Annotated in this window: 25 protein-coding genes; 5 read left to right on the top strand and 20 right to left on the bottom strand. The window is 70.8% G+C overall.

Going from position 1 to position 25,716, the window contains the following annotated elements; genetic code table 11:
* Positions 1 to 10 precede the first annotated feature (10 nt).
* Both U0R18_RS00560 and U0R18_RS00555 read left to right on the top strand, forming a co-directional pair.
* A complete protein-coding gene (locus tag U0R18_RS00560) occupies positions 11 to 712 on the top strand; it encodes a type 1 glutamine amidotransferase (protein WP_526364892.1) in 702 nt (233 codons plus the stop codon).
* 47 nt (positions 713 to 759) lie between these two features.
* Entirely contained in the window at positions 760 to 1,398 is a 639-nt protein-coding gene (locus tag U0R18_RS00555) for a phosphoribosyltransferase (protein ID WP_526367329.1), read from the top strand.
* Here U0R18_RS00555 and U0R18_RS00550 read toward each other — a convergent pair.
* The 20 genes from U0R18_RS00550 to U0R18_RS00455 all read right to left on the bottom strand — a co-directional run bounded on the left by U0R18_RS00550 (position 1,358) and on the right by U0R18_RS00455 (position 23,004).
* Complete coding sequence (locus U0R18_RS00550; RefSeq protein WP_526364890.1) at positions 1,358 to 1,828, bottom strand: hypothetical protein; 471 nt, start codon at positions 1,826 to 1,828, stop codon at positions 1,358 to 1,360. The two genes, U0R18_RS00555 and U0R18_RS00550, sit on opposite strands and share 41 nt — an antisense overlap.
* An 81-nt stretch (positions 1,829 to 1,909) precedes the next feature.
* Positions 1,910 to 2,740 (bottom strand): DivIVA-like cell division protein Wag31, encoded by an 831-nt coding sequence (gene wag31, locus U0R18_RS00545; RefSeq protein ID WP_526364888.1) that lies wholly within the window; start codon positions 2,738 to 2,740, stop codon positions 1,910 to 1,912.
* 106 nt (positions 2,741 to 2,846) lie between these two features.
* Complete coding sequence (locus tag U0R18_RS00540) at positions 2,847 to 3,152, bottom strand: YggT family protein (RefSeq protein ID WP_526364886.1); 306 nt, start codon at positions 3,150 to 3,152, stop codon at positions 2,847 to 2,849.
* Between the two features lie 75 nt (positions 3,153 to 3,227).
* Complete coding sequence (locus U0R18_RS00535; RefSeq protein WP_526364884.1) at positions 3,228 to 3,845, bottom strand: cell division protein SepF; 618 nt, start codon at positions 3,843 to 3,845, stop codon at positions 3,228 to 3,230.
* Positions 3,846 to 3,951: 106 nt separating this feature from the next.
* Positions 3,952 to 4,731, bottom strand: a complete 780-nt coding sequence (locus U0R18_RS00530) for a YggS family pyridoxal phosphate-dependent enzyme (RefSeq protein ID WP_526364882.1) — start codon at positions 4,729 to 4,731, stop codon at positions 3,952 to 3,954.
* A complete protein-coding gene (gene pgeF / locus U0R18_RS00525; protein WP_526364880.1) occupies positions 4,728 to 5,435 on the bottom strand; it encodes a peptidoglycan editing factor PgeF in 708 nt (235 codons plus the stop codon). The genes U0R18_RS00530 and pgeF overlap by 4 nt, the downstream gene beginning before the upstream one ends.
* Before the next feature lie 29 nt (positions 5,436 to 5,464).
* Positions 5,465 to 6,634, bottom strand: a complete 1,170-nt coding sequence (ftsZ, locus tag U0R18_RS00520) for a cell division protein FtsZ (protein ID WP_526364878.1) — start codon at positions 6,632 to 6,634, stop codon at positions 5,465 to 5,467.
* Positions 6,635 to 6,895: 261 nt separating this feature from the next.
* Positions 6,896 to 7,852 (bottom strand): cell division protein FtsQ/DivIB, encoded by a 957-nt coding sequence (locus U0R18_RS00515; RefSeq protein ID WP_526364876.1) that lies wholly within the window; start codon positions 7,850 to 7,852, stop codon positions 6,896 to 6,898.
* A gap of 1 nt (position 7,853) precedes the next feature.
* A complete protein-coding gene (gene murC, locus U0R18_RS00510) occupies positions 7,854 to 9,275 on the bottom strand; it encodes a UDP-N-acetylmuramate--L-alanine ligase (RefSeq protein ID WP_526367327.1) in 1,422 nt (473 codons plus the stop codon).
* A 44-nt stretch (positions 9,276 to 9,319) separates the two neighbouring features.
* On the bottom strand, positions 9,320 to 10,471 hold the full coding sequence (murG, locus tag U0R18_RS00505; RefSeq protein ID WP_526364874.1) for an undecaprenyldiphospho-muramoylpentapeptide beta-N-acetylglucosaminyltransferase: 1,152 nt from the start codon (positions 10,469 to 10,471) through the stop codon (positions 9,320 to 9,322).
* On the bottom strand, positions 10,468 to 12,051 hold the full coding sequence (gene ftsW / locus U0R18_RS00500) for a putative lipid II flippase FtsW (RefSeq protein WP_526364872.1): 1,584 nt from the start codon (positions 12,049 to 12,051) through the stop codon (positions 10,468 to 10,470). Before ftsW ends, murG begins: the two co-directional genes overlap by 4 nt.
* 2 nt (positions 12,052 to 12,053) lie before the next feature.
* Positions 12,054 to 13,523, bottom strand: a complete 1,470-nt coding sequence (gene murD / locus U0R18_RS00495) for a UDP-N-acetylmuramoyl-L-alanine--D-glutamate ligase (protein WP_526364870.1) — start codon at positions 13,521 to 13,523, stop codon at positions 12,054 to 12,056.
* A gap of 12 nt (positions 13,524 to 13,535) precedes the next feature.
* Entirely contained in the window at positions 13,536 to 14,615 is a 1,080-nt protein-coding gene (mraY, locus tag U0R18_RS00490; RefSeq protein WP_526364868.1) for a phospho-N-acetylmuramoyl-pentapeptide-transferase, read from the bottom strand.
* Positions 14,612 to 16,123 carry a UDP-N-acetylmuramoyl-tripeptide--D-alanyl-D-alanine ligase gene (locus U0R18_RS00485; protein WP_526364866.1) on the bottom strand — a complete coding sequence of 504 codons (1,512 nt, stop codon included), beginning with the start codon at positions 16,121 to 16,123 and terminating at the stop codon, positions 14,612 to 14,614. Before U0R18_RS00485 ends, mraY begins: the two co-directional genes overlap by 4 nt.
* Positions 16,120 to 17,625: a UDP-N-acetylmuramoyl-L-alanyl-D-glutamate--2,6-diaminopimelate ligase gene (locus tag U0R18_RS00480; RefSeq protein WP_526364864.1), complete on the bottom strand. Its 1,506-nt coding sequence runs from the start codon at positions 17,623 to 17,625 to the stop codon at positions 16,120 to 16,122. Before U0R18_RS00480 ends, U0R18_RS00485 begins: the two co-directional genes overlap by 4 nt.
* Before the next feature lie 36 nt (positions 17,626 to 17,661).
* A complete protein-coding gene (locus U0R18_RS00475) occupies positions 17,662 to 19,593 on the bottom strand; it encodes a peptidoglycan D,D-transpeptidase FtsI family protein (RefSeq protein WP_526364862.1) in 1,932 nt (643 codons plus the stop codon).
* The gene (gene ftsL / locus U0R18_RS00470) at positions 19,590 to 20,666 is read right to left on the bottom strand and encodes a cell division protein FtsL (protein ID WP_526364860.1); all 1,077 of its coding nucleotides are present in this window, start codon (positions 20,664 to 20,666) and stop codon (positions 19,590 to 19,592) included. Before ftsL ends, U0R18_RS00475 begins: the two co-directional genes overlap by 4 nt.
* Complete coding sequence (rsmH, locus tag U0R18_RS00465; RefSeq protein WP_526364858.1) at positions 20,663 to 21,793, bottom strand: 16S rRNA (cytosine(1402)-N(4))-methyltransferase RsmH; 1,131 nt, start codon at positions 21,791 to 21,793, stop codon at positions 20,663 to 20,665. The genes ftsL and rsmH overlap by 4 nt, the downstream gene beginning before the upstream one ends.
* Before the next feature lie 34 nt (positions 21,794 to 21,827).
* Entirely contained in the window at positions 21,828 to 22,259 is a 432-nt protein-coding gene (gene mraZ / locus U0R18_RS00460) for a division/cell wall cluster transcriptional repressor MraZ (RefSeq protein ID WP_526364856.1), read from the bottom strand.
* Positions 22,260 to 22,608: 349 nt separating this feature from the next.
* A complete protein-coding gene (locus U0R18_RS00455) occupies positions 22,609 to 23,004 on the bottom strand; it encodes an SCO2097 family morphological protein (RefSeq protein WP_526364854.1) in 396 nt (131 codons plus the stop codon).
* Positions 23,005 to 23,281: 277 nt separating this feature from the next.
* Between U0R18_RS00455 and U0R18_RS00450 the strand changes: the two genes are divergently transcribed.
* From U0R18_RS00450 to idsA2, 3 genes are all read left to right on the top strand, one after another.
* Positions 23,282 to 23,911 (top strand): GNAT family N-acetyltransferase, encoded by a 630-nt coding sequence (locus U0R18_RS00450; RefSeq protein ID WP_526364852.1) that lies wholly within the window; start codon positions 23,282 to 23,284, stop codon positions 23,909 to 23,911.
* A 4-nt stretch (positions 23,912 to 23,915) separates the two neighbouring features.
* Positions 23,916 to 24,590, top strand: coding sequence for an LppM family (lipo)protein (locus U0R18_RS00445; RefSeq protein WP_526364850.1), 675 nt, complete (start codon positions 23,916 to 23,918; stop codon positions 24,588 to 24,590).
* Positions 24,591 to 24,651: 61 nt separating this feature from the next.
* On the top strand, positions 24,652 to 25,713 hold the full coding sequence (idsA2, locus tag U0R18_RS00440) for a bifunctional (2E,6E)-farnesyl/geranyl diphosphate synthase (protein WP_526367325.1): 1,062 nt from the start codon (positions 24,652 to 24,654) through the stop codon (positions 25,711 to 25,713).
* The last annotated feature ends 3 nt before the right edge of the window (positions 25,714 to 25,716 follow it).

Here is a 25,716-nt window from a genome sequence, read left to right as displayed (position 1 = left end):
AGTCGCCGGCGTGGCCCGGCGTGTTCTGTTCATCTACAACGACCCCACCGCTCCCGCAGCGATGTTGGGAACGACCTTCGCCGACCAGGGCTTCGACATCGACATCTGCACGGGTCCGGCCGAGGTGCCGGCCTACCCCGACCCGCTGGACTATGACGTGGTGGTGCCACTGGGTTCCCGGTTCGGCGCACACGATCCCGCGCACGGCGCGTGGGTGGACCCCCAGATGGCATTGGTGCGCCACGCGGTGGACGCCGGCGTCGGGGTGCTGGGCGTCTGCTTCGGCGGGCAGTTGGTGGCCCAGGCGCTCGGCGGCACCGTCGGCCCGTCCCCGTCGCCCGAACTCGGCTGGTACACCGTGGACAGCCAGGTGCCGTTCCTCGATCCCGGCCCATGGTTCCAGTGGCACTCGGATCGCTGGACCCTGCCTGCCGATGCCGTCGAGATCGCCCGCAACGACAACGCGTCGCAGGCCTTCCTGTCCGGCAGTGCGCTGGCCCTGCAGTTCCACCCCGAGCTGGACCCCCCGCTGCTGGAGTTGTGGCTGGCCGAGGACAGCGACGGCGACGTCGCCCGATCGGGCATCGACGTCGATGCCCTGCGTACCCGCACCGGCACCGAACGCGATGCCGCCGCGGCCCGGCTGACGACACTCGTGACCGGGTTCCTGACGCACCTGGGCGATCTGGCCACCGGGAGGGTCGCACGGTAGCCAGGACCCGCCGGCACGGCTATCGCGACCGGTCCGACGCGGGCCGGATACTCGCCGCTGCACTGGACCGCTACCGCGGTCGCCCGGGGCTGTTGGTCATCGGCTTGGCGCGCGGCGGAGTGCCCGTCGCGGCCGAGGTCGCCGCCGAGCTGCGCGCGCCACTGGATGTGGCGGTCGTCCGCAAGCTCGGGGTGCCCGGACACGAGGAACTGGCCCTCGGCGCGATCAGCGACCTGCACATGACGGTCAATGACGCATTGCTGCGCTCCCAGGGCGTGTCGTCGGCCGCGCTGGACGCCGTGATCGATCGGGAACGCCGCGAGCTGGGGCGGCGGTCGGCGGCCTACCGGGCCGGCCGTCCCGCCGTCGAGGTGACGGGCCGAACGGTGCTCCTGGTCGACGACGGCCTGGCCACCGGGGCCACCATGCGGGTGGCCGTTCGTGACATGCAGGCCCGCGGAGCCGCAGCCGTGATCGTCGCTGTGCCCACCGCACCGCGCAGTGCCGCGCGCGAATTCGCCGGTCTGTCAGATGATTTCGTGTGCCCGTACACACCGGAACCATTCGGTGCCGTCGGGATGTTCTACCGCAGGTTCCCCCAGGTCGACGACGACGAGCTGCTGGCGGTACTGCGGCGCGCGGACGCTACTTGTCCTCGAGCTTCTCGGCCGGATCAGCCTCGGTGACGCGTTCGACGGTCGTGTCGGACTCGTCCTCACCCACGTACTCGACCTGCGTCGGCGAATCGGCGTCCCCATCGCCCGGCTCGAGCTCGTCGACCGGCGCAACTGGTGGTTCGACGGCCTCGTCGACCACCGCGTCGGCAGTCTCGGCGGCCGGCGCCGCTGCCTCGTCGGGGTACTCTGCGTCGAAGTTCTCGTAGGTGTTGTCCACGGTGGCCGGGGCCGCGGCGACCGCGTCGTCCGCAGTGGCCAGATCCTGGTCGGCGACCACGCTGCGGGTCTGCCGCTCCCGGATCGCATCGACGATCAGCAGGATGACACCGAGCACGCTGGCCCCGATGCACACCCAGGCAATCAGTTCATTACCGGTGACCACCGCGGTCACCAGGCTTGCCAGCCCGATCACCGCCAGCACCAATGCAACGATCAACATCGATCGACCATCCTTCTCGAGGCGATACCGGACCGTACCGTGGACATTCCTGCAAGCGGCACGTCCCGGTCAGACTAGTGACTAGCCGTTGCCCCGGTTGAACTGGGTGTACCCGGCCTCGCCGGAGCTGTCGACCGGAGCCGCCGAGCCACGCTGGCCGAGCTCCTCGAGCTGCGACTCCAGATAGGTCTTGAGCCGGGTCCGGTATTCGCGCTCGAAGGTGCGCAACTGCTCGAGCCGACCCTCGAGCACGGTCCGCTGCTGATTGATGTTGCCCATGATCTCGGTGTGCTTGCGCTCGGCATCGGCCTGCAGCGCGTCCGCCTTCTCCTGGGCCTGGCGCAGCTGCGTTTCCGACCGGGTCTGCGCGTCGGCGAGCATCGCGTCCGCGCGCGCCCGGGCGTCGGCGACAGTGCTCTCCGCGGTGCGGCGCGCCTCGCTGACCAGTGCGTCGGCGTTGGCCCGCGCATCGGAGAGCAATTTGTCCGACTCGGCCTGCGCGCTGCTGGTCAGGCGGTCCGCGGTGTCCTGCGCGAGTGCCAGCACTCGGGCGGCCTTGACATGGACGTCGCCGGTGACGGGAGCGGCCGCCGCGGGAGCGGGCGCGGGGGCCGGGGCCGGGGCCTCCTGCACGACCTCGGCGACGGGTTCGGGTTCGGGCTCGGGCTCGGGCTCGGGCTGGTACAGCGGGATGGCCTGGGTGGCCTGGATCCCTCCGGCGCGCGCGCCGGCCAGCTCGGCGTCCAGTTCACTGACCCGCTGGCGCAGGTCCGCGTTCTCCTCGATCAGACGCGACAGCTCGTTCTCCACCAGATCGAGGAAGGCGTCAACTTCGTCCTCGTTATAACCGCGCTTACCGATCGGCGGTTTGCTGAACGCCACATTGTGGACGTCGGCGGGAGTAAGCGGCATCGGGTGCCCCCTCAGTTCTGGAACGGTTCGATCCAACGGTAACTGGCGTCCATCCTGTCACACCAGACCCTACGGTTGCGGGTTGGCGTCAGAATAAGACTGATTTTCAAAGACCCCGGGGGTCGCCCGCCGCCGCGAACGCGAACTGCATGCCGAAGAAAACCACCAGCAACAACAGCATGATCGACAGGTCGATCCGGACCGCACCGAGGTTCAGCTGCGGAATCAGCCGGCGCAAGAGCTTCACCGGCGGGTCGGTGATGGTCATGATCAACTCCAGGATCACCACCGTGACGCCCCGCGGGTGCCAGTCACGACTGAACGAGCGGACGAACTCGACCACGATGCGGGCGATCAGCAGCAGCCAGAACACGAACAGCACGAAGCCAAGGATTCCGAAGAAGTACGTCAAACGCCTGACCGACCTAACTGACCTGAGGAGTCCTGGCGCCGATCGGCACCGCGCCGCCAGCCTACCGACCGGGAACTACTGCGCGTAGAACCCGGCCTCGGCCATCCGGCGACGCTCCTCGGGGGTGACCTCGACATCGGCCGGCGACAGCAGGAACACCTTGGTGGCGACCTTGTCGAACGACCCGCGCAGCGCGAAGGCCAGGCCCGCGGCGAAGTCGACGAGCCGCTTGGCGTCGGCGTTGTCCATCGAGACCAGGTCCATGATCACCGGGGTGCCGTCGCGGAACCGCTCGCCGATAGTGCGGGCCTCGCTGTAATCCTTGGGCCGCAGGGTAGTGATCTTCGAGAGCGCGCTGCCCTCGTCGAAGAGCACCTGCTGGCGGCGGGGCGCCATGGCCAGCGCGCCGCGGGTCGCGGCGCCGGTGCTCAGCGGGGTGAGGCGCTGGGTGGGCCGATCGAAGTCACGCCCCCGGAACCGGGAGTCGCGATCGTCGTAGCCGCGGTAACCCGGTGCGTAGTCGTCGTCGTCGGCGTAGTCGCGGCGCTCGGGATACCGGTCGTAGCGGTCGTCGGCGAAGCGCTCGCCACCACGGCCGCGCGTGGGACCGCGGTCGTCATCGAAGTACTCGTCGTCGTATTCCTCCAACGGAGCCATCCCGAAGTAGGCCTTGACCTTGTGCAGTGTGCTCATCGCTTGACCCTTCGCTTTGCCTGCTCGATGGAGCTGAGTTCTCTTGGGATGTTTAGAGGTTCGAGTTCGGCGGTACTTGTGATGAATATGTGACTGGAGTGACTACTCACGGTGACGTTAGCGGTCGTCGGCCCAGAAGCGCGGTACCGACACGCACACAAGTCGATCCGTGTTTGACGGCGATCTCCAGGTCGCTCGACATCCCCGCCGACAACCCCGTGGCCTCCGGATGACCCCGCAGCACCCGGCGGTGTTCGGCCGCCAGTCGCGCGAACGCCTCATCGGGATCCGCCTCGAGCGGCGGGACACCCATGACACCCAGCAGTCGCAGGGCCGGCGCTACGGCCACCTGGTCGCACAACGCGTCGATGGCCGCCGGGTCGCCGACGTCCACGCCGCCGCGCTCGGTGTCGCCGTCCAGACTCACCTGCACGTAGACCCCCAGCGGCTCGGTGCGCACGCCCTTGTCGAGCACCGCCGACCGGGCCCGGTCCAGCGCGGTGATGACCCGCTCGCTGCTCACCGAATGCACCGTATCCGCCCATGCCACAATCGATTTGGCCTTGTTGCGCTGGATCTGCCCGATCATGTGCCAGGCGATGGGTCGCTCCCCCGTGATCGGCGCCTGCGCTCCGGTCAGTTCGCGCACCTCGGCCACCTTGCGCGCGGCCTCCTGCTCGCGGGCCTCACCGAACGCACGGTGGCCGAGCCGGTACAGCATCGCGACGTCGCTGGCCGGGAAGAACTTGGTGACCGCCAGCAACTCCACCTCCCCGGGTCTGCGGCCGACGGACTCGGCGGCGTCGGCCAGCCGCTGCCGCACCCGTGCCAGCGCGGTCATCAACTCGATCTCGCGCGCCGGTTCGTTCCGGTCCGGCTCACTCATTCGATCCACACCACCGAGGCCAGCCGTCCGGTCGGCGCGTCGCGCCGGTGACTGAACAACGTGGGGTCGTCGACCGTGCACCGCGGATCGACGTCGACGGCCCCGACCCCGAGTTCGCGCAACTGACGGGCGATCCCGGCCCGCAGGTCCAGGGCCGCGCTGCCGGTCGCGGTCACCGTGCGACTACCCGGCAACGCGGCCTCCACGTCGTCGGCCATCGCGGCGGGGACCTCATAGTTGGGCCCGCTGACCGCCGGCCCGAGATATGCCGACACGTCCTCGGCGTGGGCGCCCGCACCCACCATGACCTCCAGCGTGCGGGCCACCACACCCTTGGCCGCCCCGACCCGGCCGGCATGCACGGCGCCGATCACGCCGGCGCGGGCATCGGCCAGCAGCACGGGAACGCAGTCGGCGGTGACGACCGCCAGCGCCAGTCGCGGCACCGCGGTGACCAGGGCATCGGTGTCGTCGACGGCGGTGTCGCGGGGACCCTCGACCAGTTCGACGCGATCACCGTGGACCTGATTCATCCACACCAGCCGGCCCTCGCCGACTCCGATGGCCGTCGCCAGCCGGCGCCGGTTGGCGGCCACCGCCGCGGGGTCGTCACCCACGTGGTCGCCCAGATTGAAGGTGTCGAACGGCGCTGCGGACGCACCACCCGCGCGGGTCGTGGTGACTCGGCGGATGCGGGCGGCCACTCGGGACGTCTCGGGTTCTCGGGTGCCCGTCAGTGCCGCATGAAGGGCGGCACGTCGACGTCGTCGTCGGAGATCCCGCCGTCGTCACCGCCACCACCGACCCGGACCGTGGCGCCGTTGGTGTGGGGCACGCTGGCCGCGGCGTCGGGCTCGAAGACCGACGAGGTGACCGCTTGATTGACGGCACCGGCCCGCGCCGAGGCGATGGCCGCCGCCGCACCGGAGATCGACGTGGCCGGCTTGCGGCTGGCCGAACCGGCTTCGAAGCCGGCGGCGATGACGGTGACGCGGACCTCGTCGCCCAGCGAGTCGTCGATCACGGTGCCGAAGATGATGTTGGCCTCGGGGTGCGCGGAGTCCTGCACCAGCGAGGCGGCCTCGTTGATCTCGAACAGACCCAGGTCGCTGCCGCCCGCGATGGACATCAGTACACCCTGGGCGCCCTCCATCGACGCCTCCAGCAGCGGCGAGTTGATCGCGATCTCGGCGGCCTTGAGCGCCCGGCCGTCACCGCGCGCGGCACCGATGCCCATCAACGCCGTCCCGGCGCCGCTCATGATCCCCTTGACGTCGGCGAAGTCGACGTTGATCAGGCCCGGCGTGGTGATCAGATCGGTGATCCCCTGCACGCCGTTGAGCAGCACTTCGTCGGCGCTGCGGAAGGCGTCCATCAGCGACACCGCGGCATCGCCCATCTGCAGCAGCCGGTCGTTGGGGATGACGATCAGGGTGTCGCAGCTCTCCCGCAGGGAGGTGATGCCGTTCTCGGCCTGCTGACTGCGCCGCTTGCCCTCGAAGGAGAACGGCCGGGTGACCACGCCGACGGTCAGGGCGCCGAGCTTGCGCGCGATGGTCGCCACCACGGGCGCGCCGCCCGTTCCGGTGCCGCCGCCCTCGCCGGCGGTGACGAACACCATGTCGGCGCCGCGGAGCAGCTCCTCGATCTCGTCCTTGGCGTCCTCGGCAGCCTTGCGGCCGACCTCGGGGTCCGCGCCGGCGCCGAGGCCGCGGGTGGAGTCACGTCCGACGTCGAGCTTGACGTCGGCGTCGCTCATCAGCAGTGCCTGCGCGTCGGTGTTGATGGCGATGAACTCGACGCCCTTGAGGCCCTGCTCGATCATGCGGTTGACGGCGTTGACGCCGCCGCCGCCGATGCCGACCACCTTGATGACGGCGAGGTAGTTGTGCGGTGGGGTCATCGGTAGGACCTTCCTTGCCTGGTGACTGCCTGATACCGGATTTCCTGACCGTGTCCCTAAACCCTCAACCTGAACCATAGGTTTAGAGTTATGTCAAGTAGTTCCGCGTACTCAGCAAGTTAGGGGCTGTGTACGGGCGATTGCCGCAGGCGCGCCGCGTGTTGCGCGGATTTTTCAATCTGCGTTGGGCCCAGGGTGCACCCATATGTAATTCCGGGCGCGGGATCTGCACATGGCTGCACGCTCGCGCAGGAAGAACGGCTATTTGACCGTCGGCAGATCCGGACTGGACACGTCATAGGTATGACCCGGCTGGGTCAGCAGCGCGGCCAGCTTCTCGGCCTTCTCCTCGGTCCGGTCGTTGGTCCCCCACACCACCACCCGGCCATCGGTCAGGGTCAGCGTGATCGAGGCCACCGACGGCGCCGCGACCCGGCCCACCTGGCCGGCCACATCGGGCCGCAGCGAGGTCAGCACCTCGAGGGCGGCCTTGGTCGGCGGGTCCGCCGGCCCGGGGTTGTCGACGTCGAGGTACGGCAGCGCGGGCGGCGGCGGCCCGGTGAAGTCCACGCCGTCGCGGTCGTACAGGCGCGGACCGTCCGGAAAATCCTTGATTGCCACCGGAACCCGCTCGGCGATGGTGATCCGCAACGTCGACGGATACTCGCGCTGGACCCGCGCGGTGGCCACCTGCCGGATGGTCGCGACCCGGTCGGCCACCGCATCGGTGTCGACCTGCAGCAGCGGCCTGCCCACCGGGACCGCGGCCGCCTGCAACACCTGCTCCTCGGTGACCGACCCGGTACCGACGACCACCACGTTGCGCACCGACATCAGCGGGGTGAAGTACATGACGAGGCCGAGGCCGACCGTCACCACCAGCGCGAGCAGCCCGAGCAGCACCACCTTGAGGCCGCGCACCGAACCGCGGGCCGGTGTTGCGCCGCCGCTCGGGTTGCGGACCTTGCGCTTGGCCTCCAGGCGGGCCTCCTCGATGGCCCGGGCGCGGGCCTGCGCCTCGCGCCGCTCGGCCCGTTCGCGCCGTTCGCGCCGCCGCGGACCCTCGAACTCCGGCTCCGCGGCATCCTCTTCCGCGACGGCCTCCGGGTCGGCGTCGGCGTCGGCGGGGACCTCCAGCGGGACCGTCATGGCATCGGTGGTGGGCACGCTCTCCGGTTCGGTCGACTCCGACTCCGGCTGCGACGGCGGCCCGGTCATCTCAGTGCCGCCGGCCCGGAACGTGCCGGTTGGCCGCCGCCTGGATCTCCGTCAGGATCTGCGGGCCGAGCATCGTGACGTCACCGGCACCCATCGTGACCACCACATCACCGGGCCGCGCCACCTCGGCGACCCGGGCGGCCACCGCCGACACGTCGGGCTCATAACTCACCTGGGTACCGACGTGGCCGGCGACGGTCGCCCCGCTGACGCCGGCGATCGGCTGCTCCCGCGCCGCGTACACATCCAGCACGAAGACGCGGTCGGCCGCGTCCAGCGCGGAGCCGAACTCCGCAGCGAAAGCCTTTGTGCGCGAATACAAATGGGGCTGGAAGACGGCCAGGGTACGGCCCCCGCCGCCCTGTTCGGCGACCGTCCGCAGGGCCCCGAGCGCCGCGCGGACCTCGGTCGGATGATGCGCGTAGTCGTCGAAGACCCGCACTCCGTTGGCCACCCCCACCAGTTCGAACCGCCGACGGACTCCCTCGAAACCGGCCAGCCCGTCCAGGATCTCGTCGACCGGGGCGCCCACCTCCACCGCCGCCAGCAACGCGGCCAGCGCATTGAGGGCCATGTGCTGACCGGGCACCGACAACCGCATCGCCCGCGGTTGGGCCTCGCCCGCCAGCTGGATCTCGGCAACCGCGCCGGTGCCCTGCTGCTGCCAGTGCACCAGCCGCGCCGCCAGTGGCAGCGCGCCCTCGACCGCCGGGCCGGCGCCGTACGCCAGCACCCGCACACCCTGGGCGTGCGCGCGGCCGGCCAGGCTCGCCGCGCCGGGGTCGTCGGTGCACACCACCAGTGCGCCACCCGGCGCGATGCGGTCCACGAATTCGTCGAACACCTCGGTGTACGCCTCGGTGCTGCCGAAGAAGTCCAGATGGTCGGCCTCGATGTTGGTGACGACGGCGACATCCGGCGTGTACTCGAGCAGCGAGCCGTCGCTCTCGTCGGCCTCGGCCACGAAGGAGGAGCCGCTGCCGTGATGCGCGTTGGTGCCGGCCTCCCCCAGTTCGCCGCCCACGGCGAACGACGGGTCCAGGCCCGCGTGCTGCAACGCGACGATCAGCATCGAGGTGGTGGTGGTCTTGCCGTGCGTGCCGGTGACCAGGGCGGTGGTGTGCCCGGCCATCAGCCGCGCCAGCACCACCGGGCGCAGCACGATCGGGATGGCGCGCCGACGGGCCTCGACGAGTTCGGGATTGGTCCTGGGTATCGCGGCGTGGGTGGTGATCACCGCGGTCGGCCCGCCGGGCAGCAGGTCCAGCGCCGACGCATCGTGCCCGATGTTGATCAGCGCGCCGCGCGCGCGCAGCGCCAGGACCCCGCGGGACTCCTTGGCGTCCGACCCCGAGACCAGCGCCCCGCGGTCGAGCAGGATGCGGGCGATGCCGGACATGCCGGCGCCGCCGATGCCGACCATGTGCACCCGGGCCAGCTCGTCGGGCAGCGGCGCGGCGCCCGGGGTCACGAGCTCACCTCCGTATCCCGTTGGGCGCCGGCAACTTCCAGAGCGACCCGGGCCACCCGCTCGGCGGCGTCGCGGTGCCCGACGCCGGCGGCGGCGGCCGTCATCGCGGCCAATCGAGGTGCGTCGGTGAGCAGTCCGCCGATGGTGTCGGCCACGAACTGCGGGGTCAGATCCGCGTCATCGACGAGCAGGCCGCCGCCGGCCCGCACCACGGGCAGCGCGTTGAGTCGCTGCTCACCGTTGCCGATCGGCAGCGGAACGTACACCGCCGGCAGGCCCACGGCCGACACCTCGGCCACCGTCATCGCACCCGAGCGGCACACGGCCAGATCGGCCGCGGCATAGGCCAGATCCATCCGACTCAGGTAGGGCACCGCCACGTAGGGTGGCGCGTCCGGATCGGGCGCGGGCAGGTCGAGGGTGTTCTTGGGACCGTGGGCGTGCAGCACCGACACCCCGCGGGCCGCCAGTGCGGGCGCGGCCGCCGACACCGCCCGGTTCAGCGATTGCGCGCCCTGGGATCCGCCGAAGACCAGCAGCGCCACGGCGTCGTCGGCGAAGCCGAAATGCGCCCGCGCCGTGCTGCGCAGTCCCGCCCGATCCAGGTTCGCGATCGTCGCACGCACCGGCATTCCCACCACCTCGGCGGCCAGACCGGAATCGGGCACCGCCGCCAGAACCCGGCGGGCGTAGCGCGCACCGAGCTTGTTGGCGATCCCGGCCCGGGCGTTGGCCTCGTGGATGACGATCGGCACGCATTTGCGCGCGGCCAGATAGGCCGGCACCGCGACGTAGCCGCCGAACCCGATCACCACATCGGCGTCGACGTCCTCGAGGACGGCCCTGGTCTCCCGGATCGCGCGGCGCAGCCGCATCGGCAGCCGGAAGAGGTCACCGGTGATCTTGCGGGGCAGCGGGACGGGGGTGATCAGCCGCAGGTCGTAGCCGCGTTCCGGGACCAACCGGGTCTCCAGGCCGCGTGCGGTGCCCAGCGCGGTGATGCGTGACGCGGGCGTCAGCACGCGCAGCGCATCGGCGACCGCCATCGCCGGCTCCACATGGCCGGCCGTGCCACCGCCGGCCAGAACCACCGAGATCACCTTCTGGTCTGGTCCGCCGCGGGCCGGCGGTGTGACCGAGTCACTCACCCGTAACGATGACCTTCCAACGCGCGCGGTCGAGATGCCTGGGGCCGTCCGCCGCGTGCCTCGCGCCGGCCGTCTACATGATGCACCGGCTCCCGGCGCCGCCGCTCCCCGGCATCGGCCACCTTGGCGGCCCTGGCGGGCTTGCCGCGCTTGTCGACCTTGGCCGCGGCCTTCTTCGGGGGCTGCTTGGCCGCCTTCTTGACAGCCTTGGCGCGGGTCTTCTCGCGGGCCTCCTCGCGGGCCGGGGCACCCACTGACCGCGGCGTCCGCAACCGGTCGCGCAGCGCTTCGACCCGGGTGGGGTTGTACGGTTCGGGCAGTGGCAGGCGCAGCCACCGGTTCATCCGGTCCTCGCGGCCGGCGCGCAGCGCGGCCACCGCGTCGGGCTCGTGCCGGGCCGCGTTCGCGATCACGCCGATCATGAAAAGTGTTGTGGCCGTTGATGTTCCACCCGCCGATATCAGGGGCAACTGGATGCCGGTGACGGGCAGCAGGCCGATGACGTAGCCGACGTTGATGAACGACTGACCGATCACCCACAGGGTGGCCGTTGCGGACAGCAAACGCAGGAACGGATCGGCCGACCGGCGCGCGATCCGCATGCCGGTGTAGGCGAACAGGCCGAACAGGGCCAGCAGCCCGATGGCGCCGACCAGCCCGAGTTCCTCGCCGACGATCGCGAAGATGAAGTCGTTGTGCGCGTTGGGCAGGTAGTTCCACTTCGCGGTGCCCTGACCCAGGCCCTCGCCGAAGACGCCGCCGTTGGCCAGCGCGAACTTGGCCTGCCGGGCCTGGTAACCCGCGCCCTGTGCGTCGGCGCTGGGGTCCAGCCAGGACCGCACCCGGTCGGAGCGGTAACCCTCCGACACGGCCAGGACGGCGCCGGCCACCATGACCGACAACAGCGAGCTCAGGAACACCTTGAGCGGCAGGCCCGCATACCAGAGCAGGGCCAGCAGGATGATGCCCATCGATACCGTCTGCCCGAGGTCGGGCTGGATCACGATGAGCATCAGGGCGATCAGCGCGGCCGGGACCAGCGGGACCAGCATTTCCTTCAGCGAGGCCCGTTCCATCCGGCGCGCGGCCAGCAGGTGGGCCCCCCAGATGGCGAAGGCGATCTTGGTCAGCTCGGAGGGCTGCATCGAGAGCCCGGCGATGACGAACCAGCCGCGTGTTCCGTTGGACTCGGTGCCGATGCCGGGCACCAGCACCAGGACCAGCAGCACGATGGTGACGGCGAACGCGGGGAACGCCAGCCGGCGCATCAGGTTCACCGGGGTGCGCATGGCGATGTAGAACGCCATCAGCCCGAACAGCGTCCACAGCACCTGCTTGCCGAAGATGGCCCAGGGTGAGCCGTCCTCGTCGTAGGAGTGCACGCCCGATGCGGACAGCACCATGATCAGCCCGAGCGTGACCAGCAGGGCCGCCACCGCGACGATGAGGTGGAACGAGGTCATCGGCTTGCCCAGCCAGGCGCCGAACCGGGTGCGCGACAGCGCGAACGGCTGGGTGGCGCCGGCCGGCGGCGGCTCGGCGGAGCGGGACCGGCCCAGCCGGCTCAGCAGGCTCGTCACGGCTACCCCTCCCCGCTCGGCGTCGGGGCTGTGAGCGCACGGACTGCGGCGGCGAACCGGTCACCCCGGTCGCCGTACCCGCTGAACTGGTCGAAGGACGCGCCTGCCGGGGCGAGTAGGACGGTGTCGCCGGGCGTGGCCAGGTTGCGGGCCGCGGCGACGGCAGCAACCATGACGGCCGATCCGACCGGTTCCCCCCCGGCGACAGTCACTCGAGTAACACCAGTCCCATCCACCCCAGCATCCTCCCCCGTCACAACCTCGACGACGGGGACATCAGGGGCGTGTCGCGATAACGCCTCAGCAATCTCGCGGCGGTCCCGGCCGAACAGCACCGCGCCGACGAGCCGATCACCGACCCGCGCCAGCATCTCGTCCACCGACGCGCCTTTCAGCAAACCGCCGGCCAGCCACACCACCCGGGGATGCGCGCGCACAGACGCCTCGGCCGCGTGCGGATTGGTGGCCTTCGAGTCGTCGACGTAGGAGACTCCGTCGACGACGGCCACCACCTCGGCGCGGTGCGGCCCCACGTGAAAGTCGGCGAGTGCCCGGGCAATGGCTTCGGGCGCCACCCCGACCGCCCGGGCCAGGGCCGCCGCGGCCAGCGCGTCGAGCACGCCGACCGGCCCGGCCACGGGTATCGACGAGACCGGGGCGAGCCGCACACCCGCGGTGTTGTCCGGGCCGAACGCCCGATCGACCAGCATGCCGTCGCGCACGCCGAGTTCACCGGGGCCGGGTTCACCGAGCCGGAATCCCACCCGGGTGGACGCCGGCGCGGCGGCCAGCAGGCCCGCGGCAATCGGGTCGTCGACCCCGGCCACCGCCACCCGACCGGTCAGCGCCCGTGCCTTGTCCGCGGCGTAGGCCGGCAACGAGCCGTGCCAGTCCAGGTGATCCTCGGCCACATTGAGCACCACCCCGGCCTCGGGGCGCAGCGAGTCCGACCAGTGCAGCTGGAAGCTGGACAGCTCGACGGCCAGATGGTCGCCCGGCTGCGCCAGCACATCGATGACCGGTGTGCCGATGTTGCCGCACAACAGGCTGGCGCGGCCGCCGGCGCGCAGCATCTCGTGCAGCATCGACGTCGTCGTGGTCTTCCCGTTGGTGCCCGTCACCACCAGCCAGCGCCGGGGCGGACCGAACCGGCCGGACCGGTCCAGGCGCCAGGCCAACTCGACGTCCCCCCACACCGGAACCCCGGCCGCCGCGGCGGCCACCAACAGCGGCGACGACGGCGGCAACCCCGGGCTGGTGATGACGACGACGTAATCGGCCACCCGGGCCGCGGCCGTCGCGGCCGGCACCGTCGCGATGCCCTCGGCGGCACGTTGCGCCAGCGTCGCGTCGTCGTCGTCGGTGAGTTCGGCGCGCACGTCCAGTGGCGCCAGCGCGGCCAGCACCGATCGGCCGGTGAGCCCGGCGCCGGCCACGAGCACCCGGGCTGCGGCGGTCAGCGGCCCGAGCACGTCACCGAGCCGTCAGGCACCGATGGCACTGAGCCACTCGCCGTAGAACAGCGCGACGCCCAGCCCGCAGGCGATGGCGGTGAGCAACCAGAACCGGATGATCACCGTGGTCTCGGCCCAGCCGACGAGTTCGAAATGGTGATGGAACGGCGCCATCCGGAACACCCGGCGGCCGGTGGTCCGGAACGCCAGGATCTGCACCACCACCGAGACGATCTCGGCGACGAACAGCGCGCCGAGGACCACCGCGAGGATTTCCGTCCGGCTGGTCACCGAGAGTCCGGCAATGATGCCGCCCAGTGCCAGCGAGCCCGTGTCGCCCATGAAGATCTTGGCCGGGGCGGCGTTCCACCACAGGAAGCCGATACAGGCGCCGGCGGTGGCCGCCGCGATGATCGCCAGGTCCAGCGGGTCGCGCACGTTGTAGCAGCCCACCCCGGGCGCCGTCGCGCAGGCGTTGCGGTACTGCCAGAAGGTGATCAGCACATAGGCCGCGGTGACCATGCCCATGCTGCCCGCGGCCAGACCGTCGAGTCCGTCGGTGAAGTTCACCGCGTTGGACCACGCCGACACCAGCACCACGACGAACAGCACGAAGATCACCGGTGTCAGCGTCACCGTGGCGATCTCGCGGACGTAGGACAACTCGGGGCTGCCCGGGGTCAGGCCGTCGTTGTTCCGGAACGCCAGTACCAGAATCCCGAACAGGACCGCGGCGACGATCTGTCCGACCGTCTTGGCCGTCTTGTTCAGGCCCAGGTTGCGCGATTTGCGGAGCTTGATGATGTCGTCGAGGAATCCGACGAAGCCGAGGGCGGTCGCCAGGAACAGCACCAGCAGCCCCGAGGCCGATGGGCCGATCCCGTCGAGCGCCGCACCGATCAGGTGCGTACCCAGGTAGGCCACCCAGATCCCGGCCAGGATCGCCACCCCACCCATTGACGGGGTGCCGCGTTTGGTGTGGTGACTCGGCGGCCCGTCGGCCCGGATCTCGTGACCCAGCCCCTGCCGGGCGAACAGTCGGATCAACAGCGGCGTGAGCAGGATGGACACCATCAGCGACAGGCCGACGGCGATCAGGATGAGTCTCATCGGGACGCGGCTCCGTCCGCCGGCTGGACCAGCGACGTGGCCAGTGCGGCCAGGCCCGCGGAGTTGGAGGCCTTGACCAGCACCACGTCACCGGGGCGAAGCTCGGCGCGTAGCAGAGCCAGCGCGGCGTCGGCGTCGGCGACCCGCGTGGCCTCGGCTCCCCACGAGCCTTCCATGACGGCCCCCTGATGCATGGCGCCCAATGCCCTCCCGGTTCCGACGACGACGAGTCGAGACACATCTAAGCGCACGACCAGCCTGCCGATGCGATCGTGCTCGGAAATCGTGTCGTCACCGAGCTCCGCCATCTCCCCGAGCACGGCCCAGCTGCGCCGCCGCTGGCCCCCCGATTCGGGCCGCGCCATCCAGGCCAGGGCCTGCAGGCCGGCGCGCATCGAATCCGGATTGGCGTTGTAGGCGTCGTTGATGACGGTGACCCCGTCGGCCCGGGTCACAACGTCCATCCGGCTGGGCGAGGTCGGGCCCGCCGTGGCCAGCGCCTTGGACACCTGCTCGCCGGTGGCCCCGCACTCGAAGGCGACCGCGGCCGCGCACAACGCGTTGGACACCTGATGATCGCCGAAGACGGCGAGCCGCACCGGCACCGGCTCCGCATCCCCGTGGTGCAGGGTGAACCGCGCCCGGGCCAGGTCGTCGAGGACGACGTCCGTCGCCCACACGTCGGGCGGCTGAACGCCGCCGGCCCTGCTCACCCGGACCACCCGCGCCGCCGTCGTCTTCGCCATCGCCGCCACCGCGGTGTCGTCGACGTTGAGCACCACCACGCCCGACGCCGGAACCGCCTGCGGCAGTTCGGACTTGGTCTGCGCGATGATCTCGCGGGAACCGAATTCACCCAAATGGGCCGTGCCCACGTTGAGCACCACCGCGATCCCGGGCGGCGCGATGGCGGCCAGCGCGGCGATGTTGCCCGGGTGCCGGGCCGACATCTCGAGTACCAGGAAGTCGGTGTCCTCGGTGGCCCGCAGAACCGTCCACGGGTGGCCGAGTTCGTTGTTGAACGACCCGGGCGGGGCGATCACCTCGCCCAGCGGTGTGAGAACCGCGGCCAGCAGGTCCTTGGTGGACGTCTTGCCGGAGGAACCGGTGACGCCGATGATCGTCAATCCGTCGGCGACCAGGCGTGCGGCGACGGCCGCGGCCAGTTTGCCCAGCGCCGCCAGCACCGCCGCACCCGAACCGTCGCGGTCGTGCTCGAGGACACTCGCGCTGACGTCGCCCGCCCGCGGTTGCACCACGATGGCGGGCACGCCGACCGGCCGGGCGGCCAGCACCGCCACCGCACCCGCAGCCACGGCCGCCGCCGCGTGGTCGTGCCCGTCGCTGCGGGCGCCCGGCAGTGCGAGGAACAGGGACCCGGAACCGATTGCGCGCGAATCGAATTCGACGGTGCCGGTGATCACGGTCTGGGCAGCCTCGGCCGGGCTGATGTCGGTCAGCGTGCCGCCGACGATGTCGGCGGCCTCGGCGACGGTCAGTGCGATCACCCGTGGGCCCCCCGGGCCTCGAGCGCTGCCGCCAGTTCGTCGCGGTCGTCGAACGGCCGGGTCCGGCCACCCGCGGTCTGACCGGACTCGTGGCCCTTGCCCGCGATCAGCACCACATCACCGGGGCCCGCCCAGCCCACCGCGTGGTCGATCGCGGCCCGGCGGTCGCCGATCTCGACGGACTGCGCCGGACCGCCGGCCGCACCACTGAGCACGGCCGCCCGGATGGCCGCGGGATCCTCGTCGCGCGGGTTGTCGTCGGTGACGACCACCAGATCGGCCAGTTCGGCGGCGACGGCGCCCATCGGGACCCGCTTGCCCGCATCGCGATTGCCGCCCGCGCCGAACACCACCGCGATGCGCCGGGTGTTGGGCGCGCGGCGCAGGGTCTCGAGCACCGCGCGCAGCGCGCCCGGCTTGTGGGCATAGTCGACCAGGGCCAGGAAGTCCTGCCCGCGCTCGACGGGTTCCAGCCGCCCCGGCACCCGGGCATCGCGCAGGCCGGGCGCGGCCTGTTCGGGCGCCACCCCCACCGCGTCCAAGAGTGCCAGTGCCACAAGACAATTGGCGATGTTGTAGCGCCCCGGCAGCCGGATCCCGATGTGATGGTGCACCCCGGCCGGGTCGACCGCGAAGAACTCCTGCGAACCGTCGGGCAGGTCGGTCACGTCCTCGACGGTCCAGTCGGCCGGTCCCACCGCGCTGACGGTGATCGCCGCGTTCGCACGCTGTGCCATCGCCCGGCCGGCCTCGTCGTCGACGCACACCACCGCGACGGCTGCACACGTCGGTGCGGCCGGGTCGAACAGCCGGGCCTTGGCCTCGAAGTAGTCGGCCATCGTCGGGTGGAAATCGAGATGGTCGCGCGAGAGGTTGGTGAATCCGCCCGCCGCGAAGCGCACCCCGTCGACCCGGCCCAACGACAGCGCGTGACTGGACACCTCCATGACGGTGGTATCCACGCCGCGCTCGCGCATCACGGCCAGCAGTGCCTGCAGCGCGGGCGCCTCCGGGGTGGTCAGTGCACTGGGCAGATCCGTGCCGTCGATCCGGACCCCGACGGTGCCGATCAGTCCGGCGGTGCGGCCGGCGGCCCGCAGGCCGGCCTCGATCAGGTAGGTGGTGGTGGTCTTGCCCGACGTTCCGGTGACCCCGATGACCGTCAGCGCCTCCGAGGGCCGCCCGTACACCTCGGCGGCCACCGCGCCGAGCACGCCGCGCGGATCGGGGTGAACCAGCACCGGCACTGTCACGGCGGGGCCGAGCAGCTCGGCGCCGGCGGGGTCGGTCAGAACCGCGACGGCGCCCCGTTGGATCGCATCGGCGGCGAAGGCCGCGCCGTGCGCCGACGCACCCGCCAGGGCGGCGAAGAGGTCGCCGGGCCGGGCGTCCTGGCCGCGCAGGGTGACGCCGGTGACGGTGACGTCGGGAAAGCCGTCGGCTGCGGGCGACGCCCCCACCCGCTCCGCCAGCGCGGACAGCGACACGGGTGGTGGGGACACCGGCAACACCCTACCGACGGATCGCGCACCGGGCCGTCAGGTGGCCTGCAGCACCAACGGCGGTCCGGGGTCCGGCGACAGCGGCACGTTCTCGCGCTGCATCAGCCAGGCCGCGATGTTGTGGAACAACGGCGCCGCCGACGAACCGGGTGAACCGTCGGCCGCGCGATGCGGGGCGTCGGACATGATCCCGATCACGTACCGCGGGTTGTCGGCGGTGGCCAGGCCCGCGAAGGTGATCCAGTAGACGTCGCTGTAGTAGCAGCCGCAGGCCGGGTTGATCTGCTGAGCCGTTCCGGTCTTGCCGGCCATCTGGTAGCCCTCGACGGCACCGGCCGGACCGGTGCCCTGCTGATAGCCCATCGGGTCGCGTTGGACCACGGCGCGCAGCATGTTGCGGACCGTCTGCGCGGTCTGCGCGGAGACCACCCGGACCCCCTCGGGTCGCGCCTCCTCCTTGCGGCTGCCGTCCGGGGCGATGGTCGCCTTGATGATGCGCGGCGGGATCCGGACGCCGTCGTTGGCGATGGTCTGGTACATCCCGGCCATCTGCAGCAGTGTCATCGAAAGGCCCTGCCCGATGGGAAGATTGGAGAACGTGCTACCCGACCACTGGGCCATCGGCGGCACCAGCCCGTCGCTCTCACCGGGCAGGCCGACATCGGTGCGCTGCCCCAGCCCGAACTTCTCCAGCATGTCGAAATACTTCTCCGGGCCGATCCGCTGGCTGAGCATCAGCGTCCCGACGTTCGACGACTTCCCCAGGACGCCGGTGGTGGTGTACGGCATGACGCCGTGCTTCCAGGCATCGCTGACGGTGACCCCGCCCATGTCGATCGAACCCGGAACCTGCAGCACCTCGTCGGGCGTGGTGAGCCCGTTCTCGATGGCCGTGGAGATGGCCACGATCTTGTTGACCGACCCCGGTTCGAACGGCGAGGACACCGCGAGGTTGCCCATCTGCCGATCCGCCTGACGGCCGATGTCCTGGCTCGGATCGAACGTGTTGTCGTTGGACATCGCCAGCACTTCACCGGTCTTGGCGTCCAGCACGACGGCCGACACGTTCTTGGCGCCGGAGGCGTCCTTGGCCTGCTGCACCTGCTGCTGCACGTAGTACTGGATGTCGTCGTCGATGGTCAGCTGCACCGTCGAGCCGTCCACCGCGTCGTGGCGGTTGCGGTAGCTGCCGGGGATGACCACGCCGTCGGAGCCGCGGTCGTAGGTGACCGACCCGTCGGTGCCGGCCAGCACGGAGTCCATGGAGTCCTCCAGGCCGAGCAGACCGTGTCCGTCCCAGTCGATACCGCCCACCACATTGGCGGCCAGTGAACCGCCGGGATACTGCCGGATGTCCTGACGCTCGGCGCCGACCTCCGGGAACTTGTCGGTGATGGCCCCGGCGATGGCGGGATCCACCGAGCGGGCCAGATAGACGAAGGTGTCGTTGCTGGTGAGCTTTTTCAGCAGGGTCGTGGAGTCGGGGTGGCCGTCCAGCCGGGTCGACACCTCGCGCGCGATCTCCCGCAGGCGCTGCTGGGGGTCGGGGGCCTTCGGCGACTGGGCACGGGCCTCGGCGAGTTGCTTGCGGATGCGCAGTGGCTGGAAGGTCAGCGCGCGCGCCTCGATGGTGTACGCCAGCTTGTTGAGGTTACGGTCTACGATGCTCCCCCGGACCGCCCGCTCGACGTCCGTGACCTTCAACTGGCCGGCTGCCTCGGCGCGCAGCCCGGCCGCGCGCGGGACCTGCAGGTAGAACAGCTGTGCGCCCGCGATCACCAGGGCCACGAAGATGACGATGATGCCGCCGCGCTGGCGGAACTCGAACGAGGATGTCCGAGAGCCGGTTTCGGTCGGTGGGCGAGTGCGGGTGGCGCGCGCGGGCCGACCGTGACCCTCGGCAGCGCGTTCGGCGGACTTCGGGGCCCGGCGGGCGCCGCGATCGGGCTGCGGCTCTCGCCCTCTCATGCGGGCGCTCCGGCCGGCGCGGGTGCGGGACCGGGGGCGACCAGCGGTACGGGCGCGGGCGGCGGCGCGGGTGCGGCCGGAACGGGGACGAGCACCAGCCCCGGCGCGGCATCGGCCGGACCGGGTGCGGGCCCGGTTCCCGGCGCCCCTAGCGGGACGGCCGGTGAATGATCCAGTGGCACCGGCACTTCCGGAGCGGCGGCCGGGCCCGGCGCGGACGGGACCGGGGCGGGCGCGGGTGCGGCCAGGGCCTGGGCGGGCGCGGGGGCCGACGGCGCCGGCGCGACGACGACCGGGCGCTCGGCCACGCGGGCCGGCGGCGTGGGGGCCGGTGGGGCCTCGTCGGGCAGCTTGACATTCAACGGCGCGGGCGGAACTCCCTGTGCGGGCTTCGGACTGCCGACGACGATCCAGTTCCCGCCGGGATCCTGGACGAGGTGGGCGATGTCGCGGGACGGGATCATGCCCAGGTTCCGCGCCGATTCTGCCAACGCCGGTGCCGCCTGTGCCTCGAGCACCTGACGCTCGAGCGCTTCCTTCTGTTGCTGCAGGGCCTGATTCACCACCCGCGCGCGGCCCAGCTGGTACGAGCGTTCGGCGGCATCCGTCGACAGCCAGAGCGTCACGCCCAGCCCCAGGCCGAGGGCGCCGATCACCAGGACCACGAACGGCACCCGGGCCAGCAGGGTGCGCGGGCTCAGGTCGATCTGCGCCAGCCGCTCCAGCCGGGCGTTCAACCGCTCCCGCAGTGGAACCCGAACAACCTTGGGCGCCTTTGCCTTACGTGCCTTCGCCCGCGCCTTGGCCTGACTCGTGCTCTTGGCAGGAGCGACCCGGGGCATCGGCGCGGTGAGCGGCCCAGCGGGGCGCAGCGCGCGCTGATCACGTGCCGGGCCGGCGGTGCGGGCGTTCTTCGGGCGACGGTCGCGCGCCGGGGCGTCCACGGGCCGACGCTCGCCGCGGCGGTCGTTGCGACGGGGGGCGTCCTCGAGTACCGGACCGCGACCGCGCCGGCGCGCCGGCGCTTCCTCGCGACGCGACCCACCCCTGGGCGTCTTGGACGGCTTGCTCATGGGCGACCCTTCCCCTGGACTCGCTGCACGGCTCGCAGCCGTACCGCTGCACTTCGCGGATTACGTTCGATCTCGTCGGCGTCGGCGCGCTCGGCGCCCCGGGTCACCGCGGTGAATTCCGGTTCGTAACCCGGCAGTTCGACCGGCAGCCCGGCCGGCGACCGGTTCGAGGTGGCCTCCGCGAACACCGTCTTGACGATCTTGTCCTCGAGCGACTGATAGGCCATCACCACGGCACGCCCGCCGGCGGCCAGGGCGGCCAGGGCGGCCGGCAGCGCAGCCCGCAGCGAGTCCAGTTCGGCGTTGACCGCGACCCGCAAGGCCTGGAAGGTGCGCTTGGCGGGATGACCTCCGGTTCGGCGGGCCGGCGCCGGAATCGCGTCGTAGAGCAGCTCGACCAACTCGCCGGTCCGGGCGAACGGCTGCTGTTCGCGGCGCCGGACGATCTGCGCCGCGATGCGGGGCGCGTAACGCTCGTCGCCGAAGTCCCGGAGGATCTTCGCGATGTCGCGGGCGTCGAACGTATTGAGGATGTCCGCCGCCGTCAACGGCAGGTCGGGATCCATCCGCATGTCCAGCGGCGCGTCGGCGGCGTAGGAGAATCCCCGCTCGGTCCGGTCCAGCTGCATCGACGACACGCCCAGGTCGAAGAGCACACCGTTGATGGATCCCGAAGCGGCATAACCGCATTCGCCGAGCGCGTCGACGATCCCGTCGTAGCGGGTGCGGACCGCGGTGAACCGACTGCCGAAGGGAGCCAGCCGGTCCCGGGCGATCTGCAGTGCACTCGGATCACGGTCCAGCCCGATCACCCGCAGGCCGGGCAGGTCTGTCAGAAAACGCTCGGAGTGTCCGCCGGCCCCCAGCGTCGCGTCGACCAGCACCGCCCCCGAGCCGTCGGGGTCATGCCGGGTCAGCGCCGGGAGCAGCAGTTCGACGCACCGGTCGAGCAGGACGGGCACATGGCCGAAATCGTCTGCCATGGTTTCGCCTCTCCGTCTCGAGCCGGTCCATCGCGTGCCGCGCCGGCTGCCCGTGGCACCGAGGTCCCTGTCCGAGGCGAACCTGACGTCGGGGAAGTACGTCAGGGTCGGTTCGGGCAGAGGCCACGATGCACGGGACGGCACGGATTCCAGTTCCGCTGTCGGGCCGACCGCCGTGTCAAGCACTGTCGCCGAGTGCTTCGTCGCCGGCGGCGGAGAACTGCTCCTCATGGGTCTGTTGGTAGGACTGCCAGGACTCGGCGTTCCAGATTTCGAGGTAGTCGACGGCGCCGATCACCACACACTCGCGGGACAGGTCGGCGTAGCGGCGCAGGTCGGCCGGCAGGGTGATCCGGCCCTGCGCGTCGGGGAGCTGTTCGTCGGCGCCCGCGGCGAAAACACGCAATTCGGCCCGGGCGTCCTGGTTCGACTTCGCCTTCTCGACCGCGCGACGGGCCCGCTCCTCGAATTCGGCCCGGGGGTAGACCGCGAGGCTGTGGTCCTGGCTCTTCGCCACCATCAACCCCCCTGCGAGTGCTTCGCGGAACTTGGCCGGCAGTGTGAGCCGGCCCTTGTCGTCGAGCTTGGGTGTGTAAGTGCCGAGAAACATGCTGTGCACATCTCCTAGCTCTTACGTCCATCCCCGGTTGGTGCCCCGGAACCTCGGTCGTTCCGTTAGCTGCCACCATACCCCACAATCCCCCACTTTGCTCCAATTCACACCACAGAACTGCGTGTCTGCCCCACCTTCGGCGTCAGCCCTGGATCGGCTGCGGAATTGCGGGTGCTGGAACGAACGCAGCTACCGACAAAGGCACAGGTCAAGCCGATCAACTAACCGGGAAGCCGCCCCGGTGGGGCGAAGTGGGGAGCATTCGGCCGGCGCCGGGGGCTTGCCGTGCGCACAAACAGCAGAAGGGACAGCCGAAGCTGTCCCTTGTCCTACCTACGACCTGGCGTTATTCGTCGAACCGCCGGCGGAACCTGTCCTCCATGCGACTGGTGAACGAGCCGCCAGAACGAGGCTTGCGCGACCGGGCGCCACCCGGCAGCGGCGCGCTCTTGCCGTTACCCGACACCCGCGGGCCGGTCACCGCGATCACGGCGCCGGCGAACATCGCGATGAACCCGAGCACGCTCAGGATCAGGAAGAGGTGATTCTGGGAGTAGAACGGAACACCGGCGATCAGCATCGCCAACCCCGCCACGAACAGCCCGGCACCCTTGAGGCGCCGCCGGGCCGAGGGAGCCCGGAAAGACCCGCCGCGCACGCTGGAGGCGAACTTGGGGTCTTCCGCATACAGCGCGCTCTCGATCTGGTCGAGCATGCGCTGCTCGTGCTCGGAGAGTGGCATTCGTCCCTCCTTGCCGGGTTTCGGGCCGGGTTTCGGGCCGGGTCAAGGGCCTGCGAAAACACTGATACGCCCGAGGATACGGGCGACTAACACGATGATACGAGCAGAACGTATGCCGTACCACCTAGTTCGACAGCCGATTCTACGGTCTTTGGCGACGTCCATCGGCGTCCAGGGGGTGTTCCGGCCGGCCCGTCGTCCGCGCCATGAGGTGCCTGCCCGCACCGGCGTTGCCGGCGGCGATAATGGGCCCGGAACCAGACGGAGGGAACCGGCATTGGCGACGTACCTCATCGACCTGTCCCCGCAGGACATGCGGCGACGCCTCGGCGAGGCGCTCTCGGTGTACGTCGATGCGATGCGTTACCCGCGCGGCACCGAGGACAACCGTGCCTCGATGTGGCTCGAACACACCAAGCGCAGCGGCTGGAAGGCCGTCGCGGCGGTGGCTCCGAGTGATACCGCCGACGGGGCCGACCCGTCCGCACTGGCCGATGCCCCCCTGCTCGGCGTCGCCTACGGCTACTGCGGGGCACCCGATCAGTGGTGGCAGCAGCAGGTGGTCCAGGGCCTGCACCGGGCCGGCCTGCCCGACGCCGAGATCCGTCGCCTGACGTCGAGCTATTTCGAACTGACCGAACTGCACATCCGCCCCGACGCGCAGGGCCACGGCCTGGGCGAAGCACTGACCCGCCGACTGCTGGACAACCGGGACGAAGCGTTCGTGCTGCTGTCGACACCGGAGGTCAACGGCGAGGGCAACCGTGCCTGGCGGCTGTACCGCCGACTCGGCTTCGGCGACGTCATCCGCGACTACCAGTTCGCCGGCGACCCGCGCCCCTTCGCGGTGCTCGGCCGGGCACTGCCGCTATCGGTGCCGGTTTCCGGCGTTGATCTGGCACGATGACCGAATGTCCAACCGCCCTCGGCGCCTGCGCGCGGTAGCCCTGCTCGTGTTGATGCTGGTCGTCGCGCCCGTGCTGGCGGGTTGCCTGCGCGTGCGCGCGTCGATGACGGTCTCGCCCGACGACACCGTGTCCGGTCAGATCATCACCGCGGCCAAACCGCGGGGCGACGACGACAAGGGTCCCCAGCTCGACACGAATCTGCCGTTCCCGCAGAAGGTCGCGGTGTCGCGATACAGCGAGGAGGGCTTTGTCGGATCCCAGGCGGTGTTCTCGGACCTGACGTTCGCCGAAGTGCCGCAACTGGCCAACATGAACCCCGACGCGGCCGGCGTGGACCTGACGCTGCGTCGGGCCGGAAATCTGGTGCTGCTCGAAGGCCGGGTCGATCTCACCCTGGTCACCGACCCCGACGCTCAGGTGGACCTCACGGTGAATTTCCCGGGCGAGGTCACCTCCACCAACGGCGAACGCGTCAGCACCGACTCCGTCCAGTGGGCCCTCAAGCCCGGGATCGTCAACACCATGACCGCCCAAGCGCGCTACACCGACCCCAGCACCCGGTCCTTCGTCAGCGGCGCATGGGTCGTCGGCATCGCGTCGATCATCGTGTCGGCCATCGTTGCGGCGCTGGCGTGGCTGGCCCGGGACCGCTCGACCGAGACCGCCGACCAGAGTTGACGACCGAACAGAAAGGGGCGCGGCGCTGAGCGTCGACACAGCGGTACCCTCGGCCGCCGAACTGGCCGCGGCAGTCACCGATCAATTGCGCGAGTATCTGGCCGAACGCCGCGCCGGGTCGGCCTACATCGGCGCGGACCACGAGGTGCTGCTGACGGTGCTCGAGGACTTCGTCCTGCGCGGCGGCAAGCGCGTGCGGCCCGCGTTCGCGTACTGGGGCTGGCGGTCGGTGGCCACCGTCCCGGGACCCGAAGGCGTTCCCCCCGAGGCGATGCGACTGTTCTCTGCGCTGGAACTGCTGCAGGCCTGCGCCCTGGTGCACGACGACGTGATCGACGCGTCGAGCACGCGCCGCGGAATGCCGACCGTGCACGTCCGTTTCGAGGACATGCACCGCAGCCGGGCCTGGCGCGGCTCCCCCGCCCAGTTCGGCATCTCCGCGGCGATCCTGCTCGGTGACCTCGCGCTGGTGTGGGCCGACGACATCGTCGCCACGGCCGCGCTGCCCGACCAGGCGCGCGTGCGGGTCCGCCGGGTGTGGTCCGACATCCGGACCGAGGTGCTCGGCGGGCAGTACCTCGACATCGTCGCCGAATCCAGCGCCGCCGACACCATCGAATCGGCGATGCGGGTCAACACCTTCAAGACGGCCTCCTACACCGTGACCCGGCCACTGCAGCTGGGAGTCGCGGCCGCCGCCGATCGGCCCGATGTCCAGGCGGTGTTCGGCGAGGTCGGCACCGAACTCGGGATCGCCTTCCAGCTGCGCGACGACGTCCTCGGGGTGTTCGGCGACCCCGCCGTCACGGGCAAACCGTCGGGTGACGACCTGCGCTCCGGCAAACGCACCGTGCTGCTGGCCGAAGCCATCGAACGGGCCGACCGATCCGATCCGGCGGCCGCCGAGCTGCTGCGCCGATCGGTGGGTACCGAACTCGACGACGCCCAGGTCGCCGAACTGTCCGGGGTCATCGAATCGGTGGGTGCGCTGGCCGCCGTCGAAGCACGGATCGCGACGCTGACCGATCGCGCGCTGGCCGCGCTCGCCGCGGCACCGATCGACCCGACCGCGGCCCGTGGCCTGGCCGAAATGGCGCGCCTGGCGGGCAACCGGAGCTCCTGAACC

Source organism: Mycobacterium sp., assembly GCF_046330795.1.
In the GTDB taxonomy this organism is placed as follows: Bacteria; Actinomycetota; Actinomycetes; order Mycobacteriales; family Mycobacteriaceae; genus Mycobacterium.
The sequence above is the reverse complement of the archived record's forward strand: the minus strand, read 5'-3'. Positions and strand labels throughout refer to the sequence as shown.

Coding starts and splice junctions, on each gene's coding strand:
- ftsZ (WP_526364878.1), bottom strand. CDS start 6,634: ATGACCCCACCGCACAACTACCTCGCCGTCATCAAGGTGGTCGGCATC.
- wag31 (WP_526364888.1), bottom strand. CDS start 2,740: ATGCCGCTTACTCCCGCCGACGTCCACAATGTGGCGTTCAGCAAACCG.
- mraZ (WP_526364856.1), bottom strand. CDS start 22,259: ATGTTTCTCGGCACTTACACACCCAAGCTCGACGACAAGGGCCGGCTC.
- U0R18_RS00515 (WP_526364876.1), bottom strand. CDS start 7,852: ATGACCGGGCCGCCGTCGCAGCCGGAGTCGGAGTCGACCGAACCGGAG.
- U0R18_RS00445 (WP_526364850.1), top strand. CDS start 23,916: ATGTCCAACCGCCCTCGGCGCCTGCGCGCGGTAGCCCTGCTCGTGTTG.
- murC (WP_526367327.1), bottom strand. CDS start 9,275: ATGGTCGGCATCGGCGGCGCCGGCATGTCCGGCATCGCCCGCATCCTG.
- U0R18_RS00455 (WP_526364854.1), bottom strand. CDS start 23,004: ATGCCACTCTCCGAGCACGAGCAGCGCATGCTCGACCAGATCGAGAGC.
- U0R18_RS00530 (WP_526364882.1), bottom strand. CDS start 4,731: ATGAGTGAGCCGGACCGGAACGAACCGGCGCGCGAGATCGAGTTGATG.
- ftsL (WP_526364860.1), bottom strand. CDS start 20,666: ATGAGCAAGCCGTCCAAGACGCCCAGGGGTGGGTCGCGTCGCGAGGAA.
- U0R18_RS00475 (WP_526364862.1), bottom strand. CDS start 19,593: ATGAGAGGGCGAGAGCCGCAGCCCGATCGCGGCGCCCGCCGGGCCCCG.
- U0R18_RS00535 (WP_526364884.1), bottom strand. CDS start 3,845: ATGAGCACACTGCACAAGGTCAAGGCCTACTTCGGGATGGCTCCGTTG.
- U0R18_RS00550 (WP_526364890.1), bottom strand. CDS start 1,828: ATGTTGATCGTTGCATTGGTGCTGGCGGTGATCGGGCTGGCAAGCCTG.
- mraY (WP_526364868.1), bottom strand. CDS start 14,615: ATGAGACTCATCCTGATCGCCGTCGGCCTGTCGCTGATGGTGTCCATC.